The organism is Bacteroidota bacterium, assembly GCA_036522515.1.
Lineage (GTDB): Bacteria > Bacteroidota > Ignavibacteria > UBA10030 > SZUA-254 > VBOC01.
The window spans coordinates 217508-237547 of record DATDFQ010000056.1 but is presented as its reverse complement, the minus strand read 5'-3'; the positions used below and the strand labels follow the sequence as shown (position 1 = coordinate 237547).

Annotated in this window: 16 protein-coding genes; 6 read left to right on the top strand and 10 right to left on the bottom strand. The window is 58.9% G+C overall.

Annotated elements, in window-relative coordinates:
* Nucleotides 1-24: 24 nt before the first annotated feature.
* Nucleotides 25-648: an HAD family hydrolase gene (locus tag VI215_11565; protein ID HEY6192949.1), complete on the bottom strand. Its 624-nt coding sequence runs from the start codon at nt 646-648 to the stop codon at nt 25-27.
* 250 nt (nt 649-898) lie between these two features.
* Between VI215_11565 and VI215_11560 the strand changes: the two genes are divergently transcribed.
* The 6 genes from VI215_11560 (at nt 899) to VI215_11535 (ending at nt 7469) form a co-directional block, all read left to right on the top strand.
* Nucleotides 899-2017 carry a Glu/Leu/Phe/Val dehydrogenase gene (locus tag VI215_11560; GenBank protein HEY6192948.1) on the top strand — a complete coding sequence of 373 codons (1119 nt, stop codon included), beginning with the start codon at nt 899-901 and terminating at the stop codon, nt 2015-2017.
* A gap of 58 nt (nt 2018-2075) precedes the next feature.
* Nucleotides 2076-2582: a transcription antitermination factor NusB gene (gene nusB / locus VI215_11555; GenBank protein ID HEY6192947.1), complete on the top strand. Its 507-nt coding sequence runs from the start codon at nt 2076-2078 to the stop codon at nt 2580-2582.
* A gap of 5 nt (nt 2583-2587) precedes the next feature.
* Nucleotides 2588-3859, top strand: a complete 1272-nt coding sequence (locus VI215_11550) for an MFS transporter (protein HEY6192946.1) — start codon at nt 2588-2590, stop codon at nt 3857-3859.
* A gap of 188 nt (nt 3860-4047) precedes the next feature.
* Complete coding sequence (locus VI215_11545; protein ID HEY6192945.1) at nt 4048-4506, top strand: hypothetical protein; 459 nt, start codon at nt 4048-4050, stop codon at nt 4504-4506.
* Nucleotides 4507-4512: 6 nt separating this feature from the next.
* Nucleotides 4513-5250 (top strand): UDP-2,3-diacylglucosamine diphosphatase, encoded by a 738-nt coding sequence (locus VI215_11540; protein HEY6192944.1) that lies wholly within the window; start codon nt 4513-4515, stop codon nt 5248-5250.
* Nucleotides 5247-7469 carry a PBP1A family penicillin-binding protein gene (locus tag VI215_11535; GenBank protein HEY6192943.1) on the top strand — a complete coding sequence of 741 codons (2223 nt, stop codon included), beginning with the start codon at nt 5247-5249 and terminating at the stop codon, nt 7467-7469. The genes VI215_11540 and VI215_11535 overlap by 4 nt, the downstream gene beginning before the upstream one ends.
* 27 nt (nt 7470-7496) lie before the next feature.
* On the opposite strand, the gene VI215_11530 is transcribed toward VI215_11535, so the two are convergent.
* From VI215_11530 to dnaK, 9 genes are all read right to left on the bottom strand, one after another.
* Nucleotides 7497-7658, bottom strand: a complete 162-nt coding sequence (locus VI215_11530; protein ID HEY6192942.1) for a hypothetical protein — start codon at nt 7656-7658, stop codon at nt 7497-7499.
* Between the two features lie 174 nt (nt 7659-7832).
* On the bottom strand, nt 7833-8210 hold the full coding sequence (locus VI215_11525; GenBank protein ID HEY6192941.1) for a response regulator: 378 nt from the start codon (nt 8208-8210) through the stop codon (nt 7833-7835).
* A 90-nt stretch (nt 8211-8300) separates the two neighbouring features.
* Nucleotides 8301-11216, bottom strand: a complete 2916-nt coding sequence (gene uvrA, locus VI215_11520; protein HEY6192940.1) for an excinuclease ABC subunit UvrA — start codon at nt 11214-11216, stop codon at nt 8301-8303.
* Between the two features lie 56 nt (nt 11217-11272).
* Nucleotides 11273-12181, bottom strand: coding sequence for a DUF58 domain-containing protein (locus VI215_11515; protein ID HEY6192939.1), 909 nt, complete (start codon nt 12179-12181; stop codon nt 11273-11275).
* The gene (locus VI215_11510) at nt 12178-12699 is read right to left on the bottom strand and encodes a tetratricopeptide repeat protein (GenBank protein HEY6192938.1); all 522 of its coding nucleotides are present in this window, start codon (nt 12697-12699) and stop codon (nt 12178-12180) included. Before VI215_11510 ends, VI215_11515 begins: the two co-directional genes overlap by 4 nt.
* A gap of 86 nt (nt 12700-12785) precedes the next feature.
* Nucleotides 12786-14147, bottom strand: a complete 1362-nt coding sequence (locus VI215_11505) for an RsmB/NOP family class I SAM-dependent RNA methyltransferase (protein ID HEY6192937.1) — start codon at nt 14145-14147, stop codon at nt 12786-12788.
* Nucleotides 14144-15046 (bottom strand): isoaspartyl peptidase/L-asparaginase, encoded by a 903-nt coding sequence (locus tag VI215_11500; protein HEY6192936.1) that lies wholly within the window; start codon nt 15044-15046, stop codon nt 14144-14146. The genes VI215_11505 and VI215_11500 overlap by 4 nt, the downstream gene beginning before the upstream one ends.
* 308 nt (nt 15047-15354) lie before the next feature.
* Complete coding sequence (gene clpB / locus VI215_11495; protein ID HEY6192935.1) at nt 15355-18003, bottom strand: ATP-dependent chaperone ClpB; 2649 nt, start codon at nt 18001-18003, stop codon at nt 15355-15357.
* The gene (gene dnaK / locus VI215_11490) at nt 18000-19943 is read right to left on the bottom strand and encodes a molecular chaperone DnaK (GenBank protein HEY6192934.1); all 1944 of its coding nucleotides are present in this window, start codon (nt 19941-19943) and stop codon (nt 18000-18002) included. The genes clpB and dnaK overlap by 4 nt, the downstream gene beginning before the upstream one ends.
* Nucleotides 19944-20040: the final 97 nt, after the last annotated feature.

Below are 20040 nucleotides of genomic sequence, written 5' to 3'. Positions count from 1 at the left end.
GGGGATAACGGACTTTTCGGCGCGCTAGTCAAGTTTCAATCCGAAGGAGGCAAGTTTCGCGCGGGTGGAGCCGTACGTCGTGTGAACGATCCCCCGCATCCCGAGTCGCTGCGCAAGCCGCGTAAACGAAGGAGTGTTGTCGATATAAACGATCCGGTTTGCGGGGGTCTGGGAAACGTCGAGGGCCATCCGAAAGATCTCCGCCTCGGGCTTCCTGAGATGGACATAACAGGAGGAAATGAAAAAATCGACGAACCGGTCGAGCCCGAACGTTCGAATCCTGTAGGCGTTCAACTCCCTCGACTCATTGCTCACCACGGCGATTTTCAAGGCGAACCGCGCTTTGAGCGCGCTGACGAGCCCGATCATGCGGGGATACGCCCTGGATTGCGCGAACATGAATGCCCGGAAGCGCTCTTGTGTAAAGGGCCGTGCCCGGTAAAACACAACCCGGCGCAGGTATTCATTCAGAGTGAGCTCCCCCTTTTCGAACGGACCGAAGATCAGTTCATGGCGACCGGTCATCTCATCTAGATCGATCCTGAACGCCTTCGCCGCCCGTTTTCTGGCCTGGTGATCCCACCCGTTTGTAAGGAGGACCCCCCCGATGTCGAGGAAGAGCGTAGTGACTGCCTGACCTCTCTTCATAGGCGTCTAATTTACAAATAATTCGGATTGAATTCTTTTGGGGGTGGCGCATTGTCATCCTGAGGGAGCGAAGCGACCGAAGGATCTTCGCGATCGAGCGCTAGAGATCCTTCGCTGCGCTCAGGATGACATATCCTTGGAAAGGGAGCCAATGCCCTCACTCCGTCTCCTTGCCTTCCTATGGGAATTTGTCTACATTAGGACTGCTTTTTCAGAGCAATCCATCACACTCATCCGGGTCCCTTCTCCTATGGACATCCTGAAGGAAATTGGCAAGAGGAACCACGAACAGGTGGTATACTGCGCGGACAAGGAATCCGGCCTCAGCGCAATCATCGCGATACACAACACCGCACTCGGGCCAGCATTGGGGGGTGCGAGGATGTGGACGTATGCCTCGGATCAGGAGGCGTTGATCGATGCGCTCCGTCTCTCTCGCGGGATGACCTATAAGGCGGCGGTCGCCGGACTGAACCTCGGGGGAGGCAAGGCGGTGATCCTCGGCGATCCCAACAAGGACAAGACCGAAGCCCTCTTCCGGACCTACGGCCGCTTTGTCGAGGGCCTCGGCGGACGGTATATCACCGCCGAAGATGTCGGCACGAGCGTGCAGGACATGGAATGGGTGAGGATGGAGACGAAGTATGTGACCGGAATCGACCGGGCGCTCGGAGGCGGAGGCGACCCGTCCCCCGTTACCGCCGTCGGCGTCTACCACGGGATCAAAGCCTGCCTCCAGGAAGTGACGGGGAGCGATTCGCTGAAGGGAAAACAGATCGCCGTCCAGGGGGCCGGCCACGTTTCCAGCTTTCTCTGCGGTTTTCTCGCCGAGGAGGGAGCAAAGCTCTTTATCAGCGACCTCTACGAGGCGAAGGCAAAGACCCTCGCCGAAAAGACAGGCGGCAATTTTGTCGAGGCGGAGAGGATTTACGACGTCCCAGCCGACATTTTCTGCCCCTGCGCCCTCGGTGCGATCATCAACGACAAGACGATACCCCGGTTGAAGGTGAAGATCGTCGCGGGCGGCGCCAACAACCAGCTCGCCGACGAAACGAAACATGGGCGGATGCTGATCGACCGGGGAATTCTCTACGCCCCCGATTATGCGATCAACGGCGGAGGCCTCATGAGCGTCGCGAATGAACTCGAAGGCTACCCGCGCGAACGCGCGTTGAAACAGGCGGAGGGGATTTACGGCACGATGACGAAAATCTTCGACATCGCAAAGCAGCAAAAGATCCCCCCCTACGAAGCCTCCAACCATCTCGCCGAGGAGCGCATCGCGAGCATCACCCATATTCGCAACCTCTATGCCGGGAACTCGGTGTATTCGGGCAGAATGGGAGACCTCGACCACGCGAAGGGATGAACGTGTCCGGACGGCATAAATCGGCTGAGCGCCGCCCCCGCGGGGGCGGCGAAGCGAGATGACGGTCTATAAGCGCCGGATCACCCGCGAAAAAGTCCTCCAGACGCTCTACGCCTACGAGATCTCCAAAGAGCCGATCTCTTCCGTGGTGGAGAATGTGCTCGGTGACATCCGGGGCGACAGGGAGAGTTTCGACTTTGCGAAGAAGCTGATCGACCAGGTCGTCAGCCACCAGGAGGAAATCGAGGTCCGGATCCGGGCGAAGGTGTCACACTGGGAGTATAACCGGATCGCCGTCATCGACAAACTGCTCCTCCAGATGGGCATCTGCGAGTTCCTCTATTTCCCCGATATTCCCCCCAAGGTCACGATCAACGAACTGATCGAGGTCGCGAAAACCTTCAGCACCGAACAGAGCGGAAAATTTGTGAACGGCATTCTTGACGCCATCCTCGACGAGCTGAAGAAGAATAGCGGCCTCAAGAAGACCGGGCGGGGGCTCATCAACGAAAACGCCTCACAGAAATCGGGCCGGACCGGACCCCCGCCCGACCCAGCCGCCTGAAGCTCATGCCGAATCAACCGGCCGCCGGGAAGCGGGCCGTCATTTTCGCGTGGTCGCTTTTCGATTTCGCCAACACCGCGTTCTCGGTCATCATCGTCACCGTCATCTATTCGCGGTACTTTACATCCCATGTCGCCGGCGGAAGACACTGGTTATGGGGCCTGGCCGTCAGCCTTTCGATGATTTGCGCCGCGGCGATCTCGCCGCCTCTGGGCGCCGCGGCAGACTCTTCGCACAATAAGAAGCGTTTTCTTTTCATCTTCACCGCGGGTTCCGTCGTCTGCACCGCGCTGTTGTTCTTCGTCGGCGAGGGAATGGTGCTCGCCGGGCTCCTCCTCTTTATCCTCGCCAATATCGGGTTCGAAGGAGGCCTCGTCTTCTACGACGCCTTCCTCCCCTCGCTCACCTCCGAACACTCGTACGGCAGAGTCTCCGGATACGGATTCGCCATGGGGTACGCGGGAGCCCTCGCCGTCCTTCTGATCGTGCGGGCGGTCCTTCCCGGCGCGGAAGACGCAGACTACCTGTTCTATGTCCGTTTGTCGTTCGTCATCGCCGCCGCCTTTTTCTTCCTCTTTTCACTCCCCATGTTTCTCTTTGTGCCTGAGCCCGGGAGGGCCGTAGAGGATGCCTCTGCCCGCGGTTACGTCTCCGGGGGTTTCAGGCAGGCAAAGCGCACGTTCGTCCTGCTGTTCAAGACGAAGGAGTATCCGGAGATCGCCAGGTTCCTGATCGCATTCTTCGTCTATAATGACGGCATCCTCACCATTATCGCCTTCGCCGCAATCTTCGCGGCGCAGGTCCTCAAGATGAGCGACGACGAGATCATCGTCTTTTTCGCCGTCGTCCAAACGAGCGCCGTCCTCGGCTCTCTCGTCTTCGGCTTCATCACAGACAGGCTCGGGCCCAAACGAACCATTTCGATCACGCTCGTCCTCTGGATCGCAATCAGCATCGGGGCGTATTTCGTAACGACGGTCGCCGTGTTTTACGTCGTCGCGCTTGGCGCGGGGATAGCGATCGGGTCGTCTCAATCGGCGAGCAGGAGCATGATGGCCCTCTTGACGCCGAAGGAGCGTGAAGGGGAATTTTTCGGTTTTTACGATGGTTTATGTGGTAAGGCTTCCGCAGTCGTCGGTCCGTTTATCTATGGATTGGTCGCCGATTTGACGAACGAGCGCCTTGCCGCACTCGCGATCGGGCTCTTTTTCATCGCCGGACTGATTGTTCTGCAGGGAGTCCCAGAGAGGCGCGCCGCAACGATATCCGGGGTATAGGTAGCCGCAAGCTTTAGCTTGCGGGTTTTCGATCGAGGGGCTGTGCCATGGCGGGAAAAAGACCGCAGCCTGAAGGCTGCGGCTACCAAGTCCTCGGCATCGGTAGGCCCGACCTTTAGGTCGCGTGCCCGTAAACACAACAGCAGGGAAATGGTTCCTCAAAATGCTTATATTAGGGTAGAGAAAGTATGAGAATCGCCGCCGTAATAATTTTTTCCCTTCTGCTTGTCAGCCCCCATGCGAGCACGGGCGTCAGCCCGACAAACGCGAACATCTACGTCACTTTTTCGGCCGCCCTCAGGAAAGCGACCCCGCGCGACGGCTCATCCGGGGCGATCTTGTTCAACCTGCGCCCCAGGAAAGGGATCCATATCAACCTGACCCCGCCGATGAGCGTCACGTTCGATTCCTCCGCACGGGTCGAAGCGGCGGACACGCTTGAAACGCCTGCGATGGAGAAATTTCCCTATCTCGACACCTCGAAGGCGATCGTGCAGAAGTACAAGCTCCTCAATAGGGCCGGGCCGTCCAAGCCCACCGGTCTCACGATCAAGGGAACTCTCACTTACTTTTATTGCTCGGATTCCGAAGGGTGGTGCAGCAAGTTCAAACAGCCGTTCTCGTTGACGGTACCGGCGGCAAAGTAGAGCTTGATGGGAAGAACATATTTTATCTCCGACGCCCACCTGGGGCTCGGATCGCGGGAAGAAGAACGGCAGAAGGAGAACCGGCTCATCGCCTTTCTGGACGGCATCCAGGAAGACGCCGACCAGCTCTTCATCGTGGGCGACCTCTTCGACGCCTGGTTCGAATACCGGACGGTGATCCTGAAAGGGTTCCACCGGCTTCTCGCAAAGCTGGATGAATGCACGGAGCGGGGAATCGCCGTCCATTATCTTGCGGGGAATCACGATTACTGGATGAAGGATTATTTTCAATCAGAATTGGGGATCAAGACGTATCACCACCCGATCGAGACGCTGATCGACGGGAGGAAGGTTCTGATCCATCACGGCGACGGGCTCTCGAATAAGGATACCGGGTACAGAATCCTCAAGAAAATCCTGAACAACCCGTTAAGCATCTGGTTGTTTACCTGGGTGCATCCCGACATCGGCGTCAGTATCGCCCGCTCCTCGTCCCGGAAGAGCCGGCAGCACACGTCGGGCAAGGAATACGGCGAGGAAGACGGCATGCTGGCCTTCGCCCGGAAGAAGATCGGGGAAGGATTCGATATCGTGGTGATGGGGCACCGGCATTCCCCGGTTTGCGTGGAAATCGGCAGCGGCGTGTATGTCAACCTCGGCGACTGGATCGGGCATAATACCTATGCGGCGATGGCCGGGGGAAGAATCGAACTGAAGCAGTGGAGACAGGGGCAACCGGTATGACAACACAGGGCATCTTTAAAAACAGGCGAAAACTCCTTCTCGGCGGGTGGCTGGTGCTGATCGGGCTTCTCGGGATCTACACCGCGTTCCTGATTTCGGGCCTCCCTTCGCTGGAGCAGCTCGAACATCCGAAGCCAGAACTGGCGACCAAGGTCTATTCGAGCGACGGTGAAATCCTCGATCAGTTCTTCATCAAGAACCGGACCCGCGTCGCCTACAAGGACCTCCCCAAGGAGCTGATCGATGCGCTCGTGGCGACCGAGGACAAGAACTTCTACGACCACTGGGGTGTCGATCTGCCCCGGTTCGTCCGCGCGATGGTCAAAAACGTCTTCTCGCTCCGGTTGAGAGAGGGGGCGAGCACGATCACCCAACAGCTCGCGCGGAATCTCTACGACCTCAAGGATCCGAATGAATCGGTCTTCGGGAAGGGGACCCGGAAAATCCGCGAGTTCATCACGGCGATCCAGATCGAACGAAACTACACGAAGGAGGAAATCCTCGAGATGTACCTGAGCGTCGCCTATTTCGGGCGAAGCGCCTATGGCATCGCCTCCGCGGCGCAGATTTACTTCGGAAAGAATCCCTCCGACCTGACGCTTGCCGAGGGCTCGTTGCTGATCGGAATGCTGAAAGGCCCGGGGACGTTCGATCCGCTTCGGCATTACCAGAGATGCATCGAGCGCCGCAACACCGTCTTGGATCAGATGGTGAAATACTCCTACCTGACGAGCGAAAAAGCCCAGGCCGCCAAGGACGACGCGATAGAGTTCCGTCCCTTCGACGAAGAATTGACGGCCGGCATCGCCCCCCACTTCGTGGAGTGGATTCGGCAGCAGCTCCTCCAGAAGGCGGACCAATACGGGTTCGACATCTACCGGGACGGGCTCTCGGTCTATACCACGCTCGACAGCCGGATGCAACGGGCCGCCAATCGGGCGGTCCGGGAGCACATCCCGGAGTACCAGGGATCGTTCAACAAGCAATGGGATTGGAAGGCGCACAAGCCCGAAGCCGACCAGGCGGTCTCGATGGCGATCCGGACCTCCGAGGAATACCGGGATGCGGATGCGGGCGAACGCGACAGCATTGCGCGCGCTTTTCGAAAAAATCCTGCGTTCATCGATTCGGTGAAGAAGGCCGCCGCCCGGATTGAAGTCGGTTTCGTCGCGATCGATCACCACAACGGGAATATCGTGGCGATGGTGGGGGGAGCGAACGTCAAGAACTTCAAGTACGGCCTGAATCACGTCACCCAGATCCACCGCCAGCCGGGGTCGGCGTTCAAGCCGTTCGTTTATACAGTGGCGATCGACAACGGCTATCCTCCCTGCTTCGAGCTCCTCAATCAGCCGGTCACGCTTGTGATGGCGAACGGCAAACGGTGGACTCCCGAAAACTTCGACCACCTCTTCGGCGGCAAGAGCACGCTCCGGGAGGGGATCAAGATGTCGATCAACCTCGTCGCGATCAGGGCGATCATGGAAATCGCGCCGGTGAAACAGGTGATCGAATACGCCCGCCGGATGGGGATCAAGTCCGACCTCCCGCCCTACGAGTCGCTTGCCATCGGCACGGGAGAAGTGCAGCCGCTTGAAATCACCGCCGCCTACGGCGTGTTTCCCAACGAGGGGGTGTACGTGGAGCCGGGCTCCATCCTCAGGATCGAGGACAAGGACGGAAATGTCCTCGAAGAGAACCAGCCGAACAAGCGTGAGGTCTTAAGCCCCGAGACGGCGTATCTGATGACGAGTATGATGAAGGACAACGTCAACGGAGGGACGGGCGCGCGCGTGCGGCTCTATTATGCGGGACCCGCCGCCGGAAAAACCGGAACGACGCAGGAATTTGCCGACGCATGGTTTATCGGGTTCACGCCGAACCTCACAGCCGGGGTGTGGGTCGGGTTCGACAACAAGACGGTTCACTTTACGAACGCCGACGGCCAGGGAGGAAGGGCCGCCGCCCCCATCTGGGGACGCTTCATGAAGTATGTCTATGAGGATAAGGAGATCGGGATGGCACCGGCCGAATTCGTCCAGCCGGATGGAATCGAGGTTGACACCATTTGCACCGATACGAAGAAGATCGCCACGCCGTTCTGTCCGGAACGGACTGTGGAATACTTCAACAAGAAGTATCCTCCGGGAAAATGCCAAAAACACACCAGCTGGCGTTGGCGCGAGAGTGAGGATCCGAAAAATCTGATTAACTTCTGATCCCGGCAGCGGCCGGGGACGGAGGGCTTACTCTTTCAGTTCGGAGGCGAAGATGTTTGAATCGTCTTCGTTGGGGAATTCGGATTCCTGCGGCTTCCGTTTTTTCAGAAAGACCACCAGGGGGAGCGAGACAAGCGCGACGAGGCCCACCCATTTGAGAAACTTCACCGTTGTATGCTCGTTATCCATTCTGCTTCAGCGACTCCTGCGTTCGTTGACCCAATAACAGCTTCATCAGGAAGATACGCGTTTGCCCGGCGGGAGATGGTGACGAATATCACCGGATCCGGTCTTATGCGGCACGGCCATCCCCGCCTTCCTGCGGGAAACGCGCATTTCGGGTAAAATCTCTGGAGAGGAGTACTACGGTGGGGGAAGGAGGTCCTTGATGCGGGCGATCAGGTACTCGAAGTCGAACGGCTTGGTGATATATTCGGAGGCTCCATTTTCCTTCGCAAAGCGCATCGCTTTCAGGTCGTTGTAGGCGGTCAAAAAAACGAACGGGACCGCCGCGAACCGCTTATCCTGCTTCACCTGTTTGAAGAACGCAAACCCGTCAATCCCCGGCAGCTTGATGTCCGCAAGGATCAGGTCGGGAGTGGTCTCTTCGATCTTCATCAGGCCATCCTCGGCGTCGAGGACTGCCATAACCTCGTACCCTATATCCCGGAGCAGATTGCCGATTGTATTGAGAAGCTCTTCCTCATCCTCGATGAACAGGATCGTCTTGGCCTTATTCATCGCTTACACGCCGCCGGAATGGGAAGAATTAAACGTTTCATGGGGCTAAATATACCCCTTCGGCTGTCGAAAGTCAACTAATTCCGCGATTTATGAGGGCGAAGCGAGCTCAAGCTTGAGAAATTCCGCCGTGTAGGACCCCTTTACGCGGGAGACCTGCTCCGGGGTTCCCACGGCGATGATCTTCCCCCCTCCCTCGCCACCTTCCGGGCCGAGGTCGACGATCCAATCACTCGTCTTGATGACCTCCATGTTATGTTCGATCACCACGACGGTGTTTCCCAGATCGGCGAGCTTGGAGAGGACCGAGAGGAGCATCCGGATATCCTCAAAATGCAGTCCTGTCGTCGGTTCATCCAGTATATAGAGCGTCTTTCCGGTCCCCACCTTCGAGAGTTCCGTGGAGAGTTTTACCCGTTGCGCCTCGCCTCCCGAGAGGGTCGTGGCCTGCTGCCCGAGCCTGATATACCCGAGGCCTACATCGTACAGGGTCCGGAGCTTCCGCTGCAACCTCGGAATTTCGCTGAAAAAAGAGACTGCCTCCTCGACCGTCATTTCCAGGACGTCGGAGATCGACTTCCCTTTATATAGAATATCCAGGGTCTCCCGGTTGTAACGCTTCCCCTTGCAGACCTCGCAGAGGACGTAGACGTCGGGGAGAAAGTTCATCTCGATCTTCCTCACACCGTCCCCCTCGCATTCGTCGCACCTTCCCCCCTTGACGTTGAAGCTGAAGCGCCCGACCTGGTACCCCCGGATCTTCGCTTCGGGGAGCTGGGCAAAGAGGTCCCGAATGAGAGTGAAAAGTCCCGTGTAGGTCGCGGGGTTCGACCTCGGGGTGCGGCCGATCGGCGACTGATCGATCTCGATCACCTTGTCGATCTGCTTGAGCCCGTCGATCGACCCGTACGGGAGGGGGACGTCCTTCGACTTGTAGAACTTTCTCGAGAGAATCCGGTAGAGGGTTTCCGTGATGAGGCTCGACTTCCCCGACCCGCTGACACCGGTGACGGCGACAAAAGTTCCGAGGGGGATCTCGAGTGTGACGGATTTCAGGTTGTTCCCGCGGGCGTCCTTCAGCGTGAGGAACATGCCGTTCCCCTTCCGGCGGGTGGGAGGAACTTCGATGCTTCGCTTGCCGTGCAGGTAGAGGGCTGTATAGGAAACGCCGGTCCTGCCGTTTCCGGAGAGCGCCAGAGTCTCATTTTTCATCCTGAGCCGGTCCGGGCTTCCGGCGGTGACCACATGGCCCCCGTGCTCTCCCGCCCCGGGTCCGAGGTCGACGACGTAGTCCGCCTGCTGAATCATTTCCTTGTCGTGCTCGACGACAATCACCGTGTTCCCGAGGTCGCGCAGCTCCTTGAGGCTTGAGATGAGCTTGATGTTATCTCGCTGGTGAAGACCGATGCTCGGTTCGTCGAGAATGTAGAGCACCCCGACGAGCTGGGAGCCGATTTGTGTCGCGAGCCGGATTCTCTGGGCCTCGCCGCCGGAGAGGGTCCTGGCCGAGCGGTCCAGCGTCAGGTACTCCAGCCCGACGTTCAGGAGGAACCGGAGGCGCTGTTTGATTTCCTTGAGAATCTGATGCGCGATCAGAAGCTGACGTTCGGTCAGCGAAAACGAGTCAAAGAGAGCCGAGGCGTCGCGGATGGAGAGCTTGACCACGTCGCGGATGTTGACCTCCCTCCCCGACTTCGCGTCCGTGAGTTTCACCGCGAGGCTTTCTTTCTTGAGGCGTCCGCCCCCGCACGTCTCGCACGGTTTGGTGTTCATGAACGACTCCACCCAGCGGTGGAGCCCCTCCGACGTCGTCTCGATGAAATACTGCTTGAGGATCGCCATGAGCCCGGTGTAGCGCTGGCGGTAGATCACCGTTCGGCCGCTTGAGTAGGTGTACGGCATTTCGAATTTCTCATCCCCCGCGCCGTCAAGAAGGATCGCGCGCAGTTTCTTGGGGATCTTTCCGATGGGCGTGTCGAGATCGATGCCGTGCTTTTTCGCGACAGCCCTTACCTGAGTCCAGAGCCAGGTGGACCGCGGCTTCCCGAGCGGAGCCAGGCCCTCTTCGTTGATGCTGAGCGATTCGTCCGGAATGATCAGGTTGACGTCGAACTCCTGTGTCTCGCCCAGACCCGTGCAGGCCGGGCACCAACCGTACGGCGAATTGAAGGAGAATGCGTTCGGCGCGGGGTCGTCGTAGCTGAGGCCGCAATAGAGACAGGCGAGGTGCTGGCTGAACAATTGATCGCCGCGCGCGCCCTTCCCGTCGGGAGCCGGTTTCCCTTCCTCGCCGCGGTTCACGATCACCAGGCCGGATCCCATCCTGAGCGCGCTCTCCACCGATTCTGCCACGCGCGACCGCATCTCCGGCTTGATGGCGAGCCGGTCGACGACGATCTCGATATCATGAACCTTGTACCGGTCGATCTGCATCGCTTTCCCGATTTCCCTCACCTCCCCGTCGATCCGCACGCGGAGGTAGCCGTCCCTCACGATTTCCTCGAACAGCTCCCGGTAGTGTCCCTTTCTTCCCCGGACCACCGGGGCGAGGATCTGGATCTTCGCCCCCTTCGGGTACTCCATGATCGCGTCGATGATCTGATCGACAGATTGCTTCTGGACGACCCGGCCGCAGTTCGTGCAGTGCTGCACGCCCACGCGGGCGAAGAGAAGCCTGAGATAATCGTAGATTTCCGTGACGGTGCCCGCCGTCGAGCGCGGATTGTGGGAAACCGTCTTCTGCTCGATGGAGATCGCGGGGCTCAGCCCCTCGATGTAATCGACATCCGGCCGCTCCATGAGTCCGAGAAACTGGCGGGCATAGGAGGAAAGACTTTCGACGTACCGGCGCTGGCCCTCGGCATAGATCGTATCGAAGGCGAGGCTCGATTTGCCGGAGCCCGAAAGGCCGGTGATGACGATCAGCCGGTCTCGCGGCATTTCCACATCGATGTTCTTCAGGTTATGGACGCGAGCGCCCTTAACGATGAGCTTATCCTGTTCCACCTGATTTCCGGTTGTGAACGAACGTGAATGGGTACTGCGGCCCTCCGGGCGTCAGCTCAGCCGATTCTCTGCCGCTTGTGGAGGTATTCGAAGAGCGCAACATCGAACGGTGTCGAGGTGTCGAGGAGGATGTAATCGATATTATTCTCCCGGCATTCTCTCTTGTAGGAGTCGAGAAATTGCTTCATCTCCTGCTGGTAGGCCTTCTGGATGTGCACCGGCTGGGTGATCAGTTCCTCCGCCGTTTCGAGGTCCTTGAAGACCGCGTCGCGGCCGAAGGCGAAGCTCCGCTCCAGCGGATCGAGAATCTGCATCACGATCACTTCATTTTTCTTATGGCGAAAATGGCGCAAGGCGCTCATCACTTCTGCCGGGCGGTCGAAAAGATCGGAGAGGATGATGACGAGGCCCCGGCGCTTGATCCGCTCGGCGATGACGTGGAGCGAGTCGGCGGTGCCGGTCTTGTTGCCCGCCTGGAGCGTCTCGAGCTGGCGAAGGATTTCTTTCAGATACGACTTGGTCGCGTGGGGGGGCATGTACGTGCGCACTTTTTCGTCGTAGATCGTGAAACCCACCGCGTCCCGCTGCTGCACCATCAGTTCCGCGAGCGCTCCCGTGACATACGACGCGTATTCGAGCTTTGACATCCGCCCCTCGGAGGAATACGACATCGAGCGGCTCGCATCCAGGATGATGTAGGACTTGAGGTTTGTCTCTTCCTCGAACTGCTTGATGTAGTAGCGGTCGGTCTTGCCGTAGATCTTCCAGTCAAGGTGCTTGATCTCGTCCCCCGGCATATATTGCCGGTGCTCGGCAAATTCGACGCTAAAACCGTGGTACGGGCTCTTATGCAGGCCGGTGATAAATCCCTCGACCACGAGGCGTGCGACGAGTTCCATATTCGCGAGTCGCGCGACGACGTCGGGCTGCAGGTATTTCCTGTAATCCTGAACCGTTTGTGTCATTGCGACGACGCCTGCGGCGGGGGATGGGTGCGGCTCCGGTTGTCGGCTGCGGTGTCGATTTTCAACAGGGGTCCGGGGTCTTTCCCCAGAGTTTCGAGCTCGAATTTTGCCGAAGCCGCCAGGTCGTGTTTGGGATAGTTCTTCAAAAACATCTCATAGGCAAGTTTCGCGCTATCGGTCTGATGGAGTTCGTTGTTGAGCAAAAACCCGGAGAGGAACAACGCCGTCGGAGCTTGCTTGCTCGACGGGAAGAATTCATAGAATCTCCTGTACGCCCCGACAGCCTTTGCGGGGTCGTGCATGTCGTTATTGTACACCAGGCCCGCCCGGTAGAGGGCGCTTTCCGCGTACGCGCTCGATTGGAAGCGTTTGACGACCTCTTCGTACCTGTCTGCCGCGACCTGGAAATTTCCGGATTCCTCGGCGGCAGTGCCTTCCTGGAAAAGCTGCACGTCCGATTTCCCGGAGCAATCGGCTAAAAGGAGCGCAAGCAGAACCAGAAGTTCAAATCGTTTCATATCGGATACCTCTGCGGAAGCCGGGAAGTTGAGACATTCAAGGGATGCAATTTTAATCTACGAATTGGGCGTTCCAGAAGCAAAATTCATGGCGTCCGAACCAGTTTCGCGGCGAAGAAGCCGTCTGTGCCTGCATCGTGAGGCAACATTTTTACAAAGCCTTCTGGCGTAATCATCGATGGAGGGCAAGCGCGCGGCTCGATCCGTTCCACCTGAAATCCGGAATGGGCGGCGAGAAACGACCCCACGACCTCTTCATTTTCTCCGCGGAGCAACGAGCAGGTGACATACATCATTACTCCCCCTTCTTTGACGAACCGGCTGTTCGCGTGGAGCAGGTTCCGCTGCTTCTCCGCATACTTCGCCACCGAGTCTTCTGTAACGCGCCACTTGATCCATGGGTTCCGCCGGATCGTTCCGGCCCCCGTGCAAGGGGCGTCGACGAGGACCAGGTCCGCCCGAAACACATCCGGCAGGGAATGCCCCTCTGTGACGGCCTGGATGTTCTTCGCTCCTGCCCTCCGGGCGCGCTGATCGAGCTCGTCGATCCGTGAACGCCCCGCATCCGCGGCAAAGATCGTCCCCTTCCCTTTCATCAGGTCGGCCAGATGGAGCGCTTTCCCACCCGCGCCCGCGCAGGCATCCAGGATCATGCTCCCCGGCTGCGGTTCTGCGATCAGTGAAATCAACTGGCTCCCTTCGTCCTGCACTTCGTACCACCCATCTTTGAACGCGGCCGAGGCCTGCGAGTTAAATCGTTTTGACGCAACGAGTCCCGCAGGAGAGAACGCCGTGGGCTCGGTATCAATCCCTTCCCCCGCCAGGCGTTTGCGGCACTCCTCCCTCCCCACTTTCAAGCCGTTCACGCGGAGCGTCAGCTTCGCCGGCGTATTCAGGGACCGGAGCAACTTCTCCAGATCGCCGCCGAACTGGAGGTCCCATTCCCGGACCATCCAGTCCTGGAAGGAATACTCCACCGCAAGCCGGAGGAGCTCTCCGCCCGGTCCGCTCTCCGGAAGAAAATCAAGCCTCCGGTGCTCACGCAGCCAGAGAATGTAGGAAGCGAGGTCGGACTCGGGGAAGAAGGAGTTCCAGAGGGCGTCGATCCGGTGAGGGAAGGATTGGCCCGGGTCGGGTTCCGCAGTCGTTGTCCCGCGAACGGGATCGAGCAGGGAGTACGCGACGTAGAGGGAGAGATACCGGACGTGGGGAGCATCAAGGGAGGATTCTTGCGGCTTCTGCCGGACATACTCCTCAAGCAAGGCCTCGATCAATCTGCGGTGCCGGATGATCCCGAAGAAACCCTCGGAAATAAACCGGCGGTCGCCGGCGCCGAGATAGCTTTTCTGGCGGAAGAACTTTGAAGCAACCTGGTCCGCCGGCTCGCTGCTTTTATCGGTGAGCTCGGTCAGCTCAAGAATATGCCCGACGAGGGAGTTGACATTCATGCAGCCACGAACGGTACGCGCATCCCGGAGGTCATATAGGCCCTCGCCATCCTCGGGGTATTGAAGGCGACCCCGTATTCGCCCCGGGCGTTGAGCACGATCACTCCCCCGTCGCCGTCCACTTTACGTTTGAGCAACTCAATCCCCCGGTCCGCGGCTGCCTGGGCGTTTCCCCCGTTTGCCTCCATGATATCGATAACACTCTTCGCCATGACGACTTTGATCATCGCCTCGCCCCAACCCGTCGTCGAAACTCCGCCAATGGCATTGTCCGCGTAGGAGCCGCAGCCGATCAGCGGGGAATCTCCGACCCGGCCGGGATACTTGTTGAGCGTGCCTCCGGTGGAAGTAGCGACGCAAATCGTCCCATCGCGGTCGAGAGCGACCGCCCCGACGGTATCGCCGCCGTTCGCCCGGAACGCGTTTTTCGAAGTATATTGATCGTCCAGTTGTACAGACCTCCATAGCGCCTCTTCCCTCGGCGCGATCAACTCACGCGGATCGCAGAGCGGGATGCCATGCTCGCTGCCAAACCGTTCCGCCCCCTCCCCGACGAGGAGGATGTGCTCGCTTTCTTCCATGATTTTTCGGGCGAGGGAGACCGGATTCCTGATGCAATGCACTGCCGCGACGGCGCCGCAACGGAGCGATTTTCCGTTCATGATGCTCGCATCGAGTTCCACCTGGCCGAGGGCGTTGAGATGGGAGCCATGACCGGCGTCAAACGCCGCACTGTCCTCAAGGTGACGGACGACCTGCTCGACTGCATCGACCGCGGATCCTCCGCGCTCGAGCAGCGCCCACCCGAGCGCCAGAGCACTCGCACAACCGGCCCGGTGCGCTTCGACCAGCGAATCGGGAATATCCCAGGCGCCACCATGGACAATAAGAGAAATCATGCTTCCTTAAGGGTTTTGAGTGTGGTGATGCTGGTGGAAAATACGAAAATACGGAGGTAGCCGCAAGCTTTAGCTTGCGGGGGGAGAATGTCATCCTGAGCACGTTCGCTTCGCTCAGTGTAAACTCCGCGAAGGATCTCGTCTGTCGTCCGAACAAACGCGGCCTGAAGGCCGCGCCTACCAAGCCCGAGGCATCGGTAGCCGCAAGCTTCAGCTTGCGGGCTTTGGATAGGGTAGCCGCGACCTAAAGGTCGCGGACCGCAGCCTAAAGGCTGCGGCTACCGAATCCTCTAGAGACGTTCTGGGGATTACAGGGCTGCCGCCACAGCGGCGGGATGTTTCTTTCTCGTAAACTCGATCAGGCCCTGCTTGTTGAGGCCGGCCTTGACAACGTCGCCCTCGTTGATCTCGCCCGAGAGCACCTTTTTTGAAATCTCGTTCACAATGTGTTTCTGGATGACCCTTTTCAGCGGCCTTGCCCCGAGGGAGGGGTCGTATCCGAGTTCGCCCAGCCAGTCTTTCGCGTCGGAGGTCAGCTCGAGCGTGATATTCTTTTTCATCAGCATCGCCTGGACGCGCTTGAGCTGAAGATCGACCACTTTCCGCAGATCCTCCCTGCTCAATAATTTAAACAGGATAATGTCGTCGATCCGGTTCAAAAACTCCGGCCTGATCGACTGGCGGAGCATCTCATACAACTCCGCACGGAGCCCGTCGTACAACGCTTCGAGCTGGCCGTTCCCTTCCGCATGCCCCGCAAGTTTCTGCTGGATCAGGTGCGATCCGAGGTTCGAGGTCATGATGATGATCGTGTTCTTGAAATTCACCGTCCGGCCCTTGTTGTCGGTGAGGCGCCCTTCGTCGAGCACCTGAAGGAGGAGGTTGAACACTTCGGGGTGCGCCTTCTCGATCTCGTCGAGGAGGACCACCGAGTAGGGCTTGCGCCGGACCGCCTCCGTCAATTGCCCCCCTTCGTCATACCCCACGTAGCCGGGAGGAGCCCCGATCAGACGGGAGACCGAAAACTTCTCCATATACTCGCTCATATCGATCCGGACAAGGGCGTTTTCGTCGTTAAACAAAAACTCGGCCAGCGCCCTCGCAAGCTCCGTCTTCCCGACCCCGGTGCTCCCCAGGAACATGAACGATCCGATCGGACGCTGCTCATCCTGCAGGCCCGCACGGCTTCGGCGGATGGAATCGCTCACCGAGCGGACCGCCTCTTCCTGATCGACCAGCCGCTCGTGCAACCGCTCTTCGAGGTGAAGAAGTTTCGTCCTCTCGCTTTCGAGCATCCGGCTCACCGGAATTCCGGTCCACCGGGCCACGATTTCCGCGATGTCTTCCGCATCGACTTCCTCCTTCAGCATTTTCTTGTCCTGCTGGGCGGAAGCCAGCTTCGCGCTCGCCGCCTTCAGGTCCTTCTCGAGGGAGGCGATCGTTCCGTACCGCAGTTCGGCGACCCGCGCGAGATTTCCCTCCCGCTCGTATTTATCCGCCTCCGTCTTCGACCGGTCGATCTCTTCCTTCATCTTCCGGATCGACTGGATCAGTTCCTTTTCGTTCTGCCAGTGGGCGCGCAACTCCGAGCGCTGCTGCTGCAATTCCGCAAGTTCGCGTGTAATCCCGGCCAGACGCGACTTCGTCGCTTCGTCCTTCTCCCGCCTGATCGCTTCCCGCTCGATCTCGAGTTGTTTGATCCTTCGCTCGATCTCGTCGAGTTCCTCCGGCATCGAATCAATTTCGATCCGGAGCTTGGAGGCCGCCTCGTCGACAAGGTCGATCGCCTTGTCCGGGAGGAACCGGTCGCTGATATACCGGTAGCTGAGTTGGGCGGCGGCCACGATGGCGCCGTCGGTTATCCGCACTCCGTGATGCACCTCGTACCGCTCTTTCAGGCCGCGGAGGATCGAGATGGTATCCTCGATTCCCGGTTCATCGATCAGGACCGGCTGGAACCTCCGTTCGAGCGCCGGATCCTTCTCGATATACTTCCTGTATTCGTCGATCGTCGTGGCGCCGATCGCCCTCAGCTCCCCCTTTGCCAGGGCCGGCTTCAGCATATTTGCGGCATCGACCGCACCCTGCGCCGATCCGGCGCCGACGAGCGTATGAAGCTCGTCGATGAACAGAATGATCTCACCCTCCGATTCCGACACTTCCTTCAGCAGAGCCTTCAACCGTTCTTCGAACTGTCCCCGGAAGCTTGTCCCAGCGACGAGCGAGCCCATGTCGAGAGCGATGATTCTCTTTGTTTTGAGGTTCTCCGGGATGTCGCCCTGAACGATCCTCCGGGCGATTCCTTCGGCGATCGCGGTCTTGCCGACTCCCGGTTCGCCGATGAGGACCGGGTTATTCTTCGTCCGGCGCGAGAGAACCTGCAGCACCCGGCGGATTTCCTCATCGCGTCCGATCACGGGGTCGAGCTTTCCCTTCCGGGCGAGGTCATTCAGATCGCGCCCGAAGCGCTCCAGGGTTTGGTATTTCTCCTCCGGAGTCTGATCGGTCACCCTTTGATTCCCCCGGACCTCTTTCAGCGCCTTGTAGACCTGATCCTTCGTCACACCCTGGTCGGCGAGCAATTTGGCCGCAGGGCCCCGGCCGGAGATCAGCGCGAGGAGGAGGTGCTCTGTGCTGACGTACTCATCCTTCAGTGCCTGCGCCTCGCTCCGGGCCGCGTCGAAGACCTGCTGTAACGCCTGGCCAAGATGCTGGTTTCCGGCGGCGCTGCCCGTCACCTTCGGCAGTTTCTCGACGATTTCGTTGGTCTTGATTCTGATATAGTCGAGGTTTGACCCGATCTTCCTGAGGATCGGGACGACGAGCCCCTGGCTGTCCTGGACGAGCGCCGCGAGAAGGTGTTCCGGCTCGATCGACTGGTTCGAGTAGCTCGCGGCGATCTCCTGGGCGGCCTGGATCGCCTCCTGCGATTTTATCGTGAATTTATTGAAGTTCATTTGTCCTTGTCATCCACCACTTCGAATGATGCGTCCTCGACGGCTTTGCCGTTCTTTCCCTTTGCTTCACCCTCGGGGGCTCCGGTGCCCGTGCCCGGAGGGGGCTGCGGACCGGCCTGTTGCCCGGCGCCGGCAGTCGTCTGCTGGTACATTGCGCTCGATGCCTCGTTCCATGCCGCATTGAGGGTCTCGATTTTCGCGCGGATGTCGACGATGTTCCCGCTCTTCACTGCGGCGTCGAGGGCGTCTGCGGCGGCTTCGACCTTCCCCTTCATCTCGGCCGGAATCTTCTCGCCGAACTCTTTCATCTGCTTTCGAGTCTGGAACACGAGCGTGTCGGCCTGGTTTTTCGTATCGACCTCTTCGCGCCGCTTTTGATCCTCGGCGGTATGGGCCTGCGCGTCCGATTTCATCTTTGCGACCTCTTCCTTGCTCAGGCCGCTCGATGACGTAATCCGGATACTCTGTTCCTTCCCGGTCGCCTTGTCCTTCGCGTTGACGTGCAGCATGCCGTTCGCATCGATATCGAGAGTGACTTCGATCTGGGGCACTCCCCTCGGAGCCGGCGGGATTCCGTCGAGATGGAATCTCCCGAGCGTCCGGTTGTCGATTGCCATGGGGCGCTCACCCTGCAGCACATGTATCTCCACGGAGGGCTGGTTGTCTGAAGCCGTGGAGAAGACCTCCATTTTTTTCGTAGGAATCGTTGTATTCGCCGGGATCATCGATGTCGTAACGCCGCCGAGCGTTTCGATTCCCAGAGTCAGCGGAGTGACGTCGAGGAGGAGCACATCGGTGACATCGCCCGACAGAACTCCACCCTGGATCGCCGCGCCGATCGCAACGACCTCGTCCGGGTTGACCCCCTTGTGCCCTTCCTTGCCGAACGTATCCTTGACGAGCTGCTGGACTCTCGGCATCCTGGTCATCCCGCCGACGAGTATGACCTCGTCGATCTGGTTCGGGTTGAGGTTTGCGTCCTTGAGCGCCTTCTCAAGGGGCGGCACGCAGCGTTGCACGAGGTCTTCGACCAGCTGCTCGAACTTTGCCCGTGTGATCGTCAGGTTGAGATGCTTCGGACCGTCGGCGGTGGCGGTGATGAACGGGAGATTCACTTCCGTCTGGAGGAGCTGCGAGAGCTCCATCTTCGCCTTCTCGGCCGCTTCCCTGAGACGCTGAAGCGCCATCGGATCCTTTCTCAGATCCATCCCTTCCTGCTTCTTGAACTCATCCGCGATATAGTCCAGCACCCGCTGGTCGAAATTGTCTCCGCCAAGGTGGGTGTCGCCATTTGTCGATTTCACCTCGAAGACGCCCTCCCCCAGCTCGAGTATTGAAATATCGAACGTTCCGCCTCCCAGATCGAAGACGGCCACTTTCGAATCCTTGTGTTTCTTGTCGAGTCCGTACGCGAGCGCCGCGGCCGTCGGCTCATTGATGATTCTGCGGACGTTGAGGCCCGCGATCTCACCGGCCTCCTTGGTCGCCTGCCGCTGCGCGTCGTTGAAATACGCCGGGACGGTGATCACGGCGTCGGTGATCTTCGCGCCGAGATAGTCCTCCGCGGTCTGCTTCATTTTCTGCAGGATCATCGCGCTGATTTCGGGGGGCGAATAGACCCTGTCCCCGATCTGTACACGCGCCGTGTTATTGTCCCCCTTGACGACGTTGTACGGCACAAGCTTCATCTCTTCGGATACCTCGTTGTAGAGACGGCCCATGAACCGTTTGATCGAAAAAACCGTATTCTGAGAATTTGTGACGGCCTGCCGCTTCGCAGCCTGGCCTACCAATCGCTCGCCCCCTTTGGTAAAGGCGACGACCGAGGGTGTGGTCCTGGCACCTTCCGAATTTGCGATCACGGCGGGGTCGTTCCCTTCCATCACTGCGACGACGGAGTTGGTGGTTCCCAGATCGATGCCAATAATTTTACCGGCCATTACTTGTTCTCCTTATGAAAAGTGTAGATCTTCCCCTGGTGGGATTCGTACTCCGGGAAAGAAAACCATAATTTGCCTACATTCATAGAGTCAACAC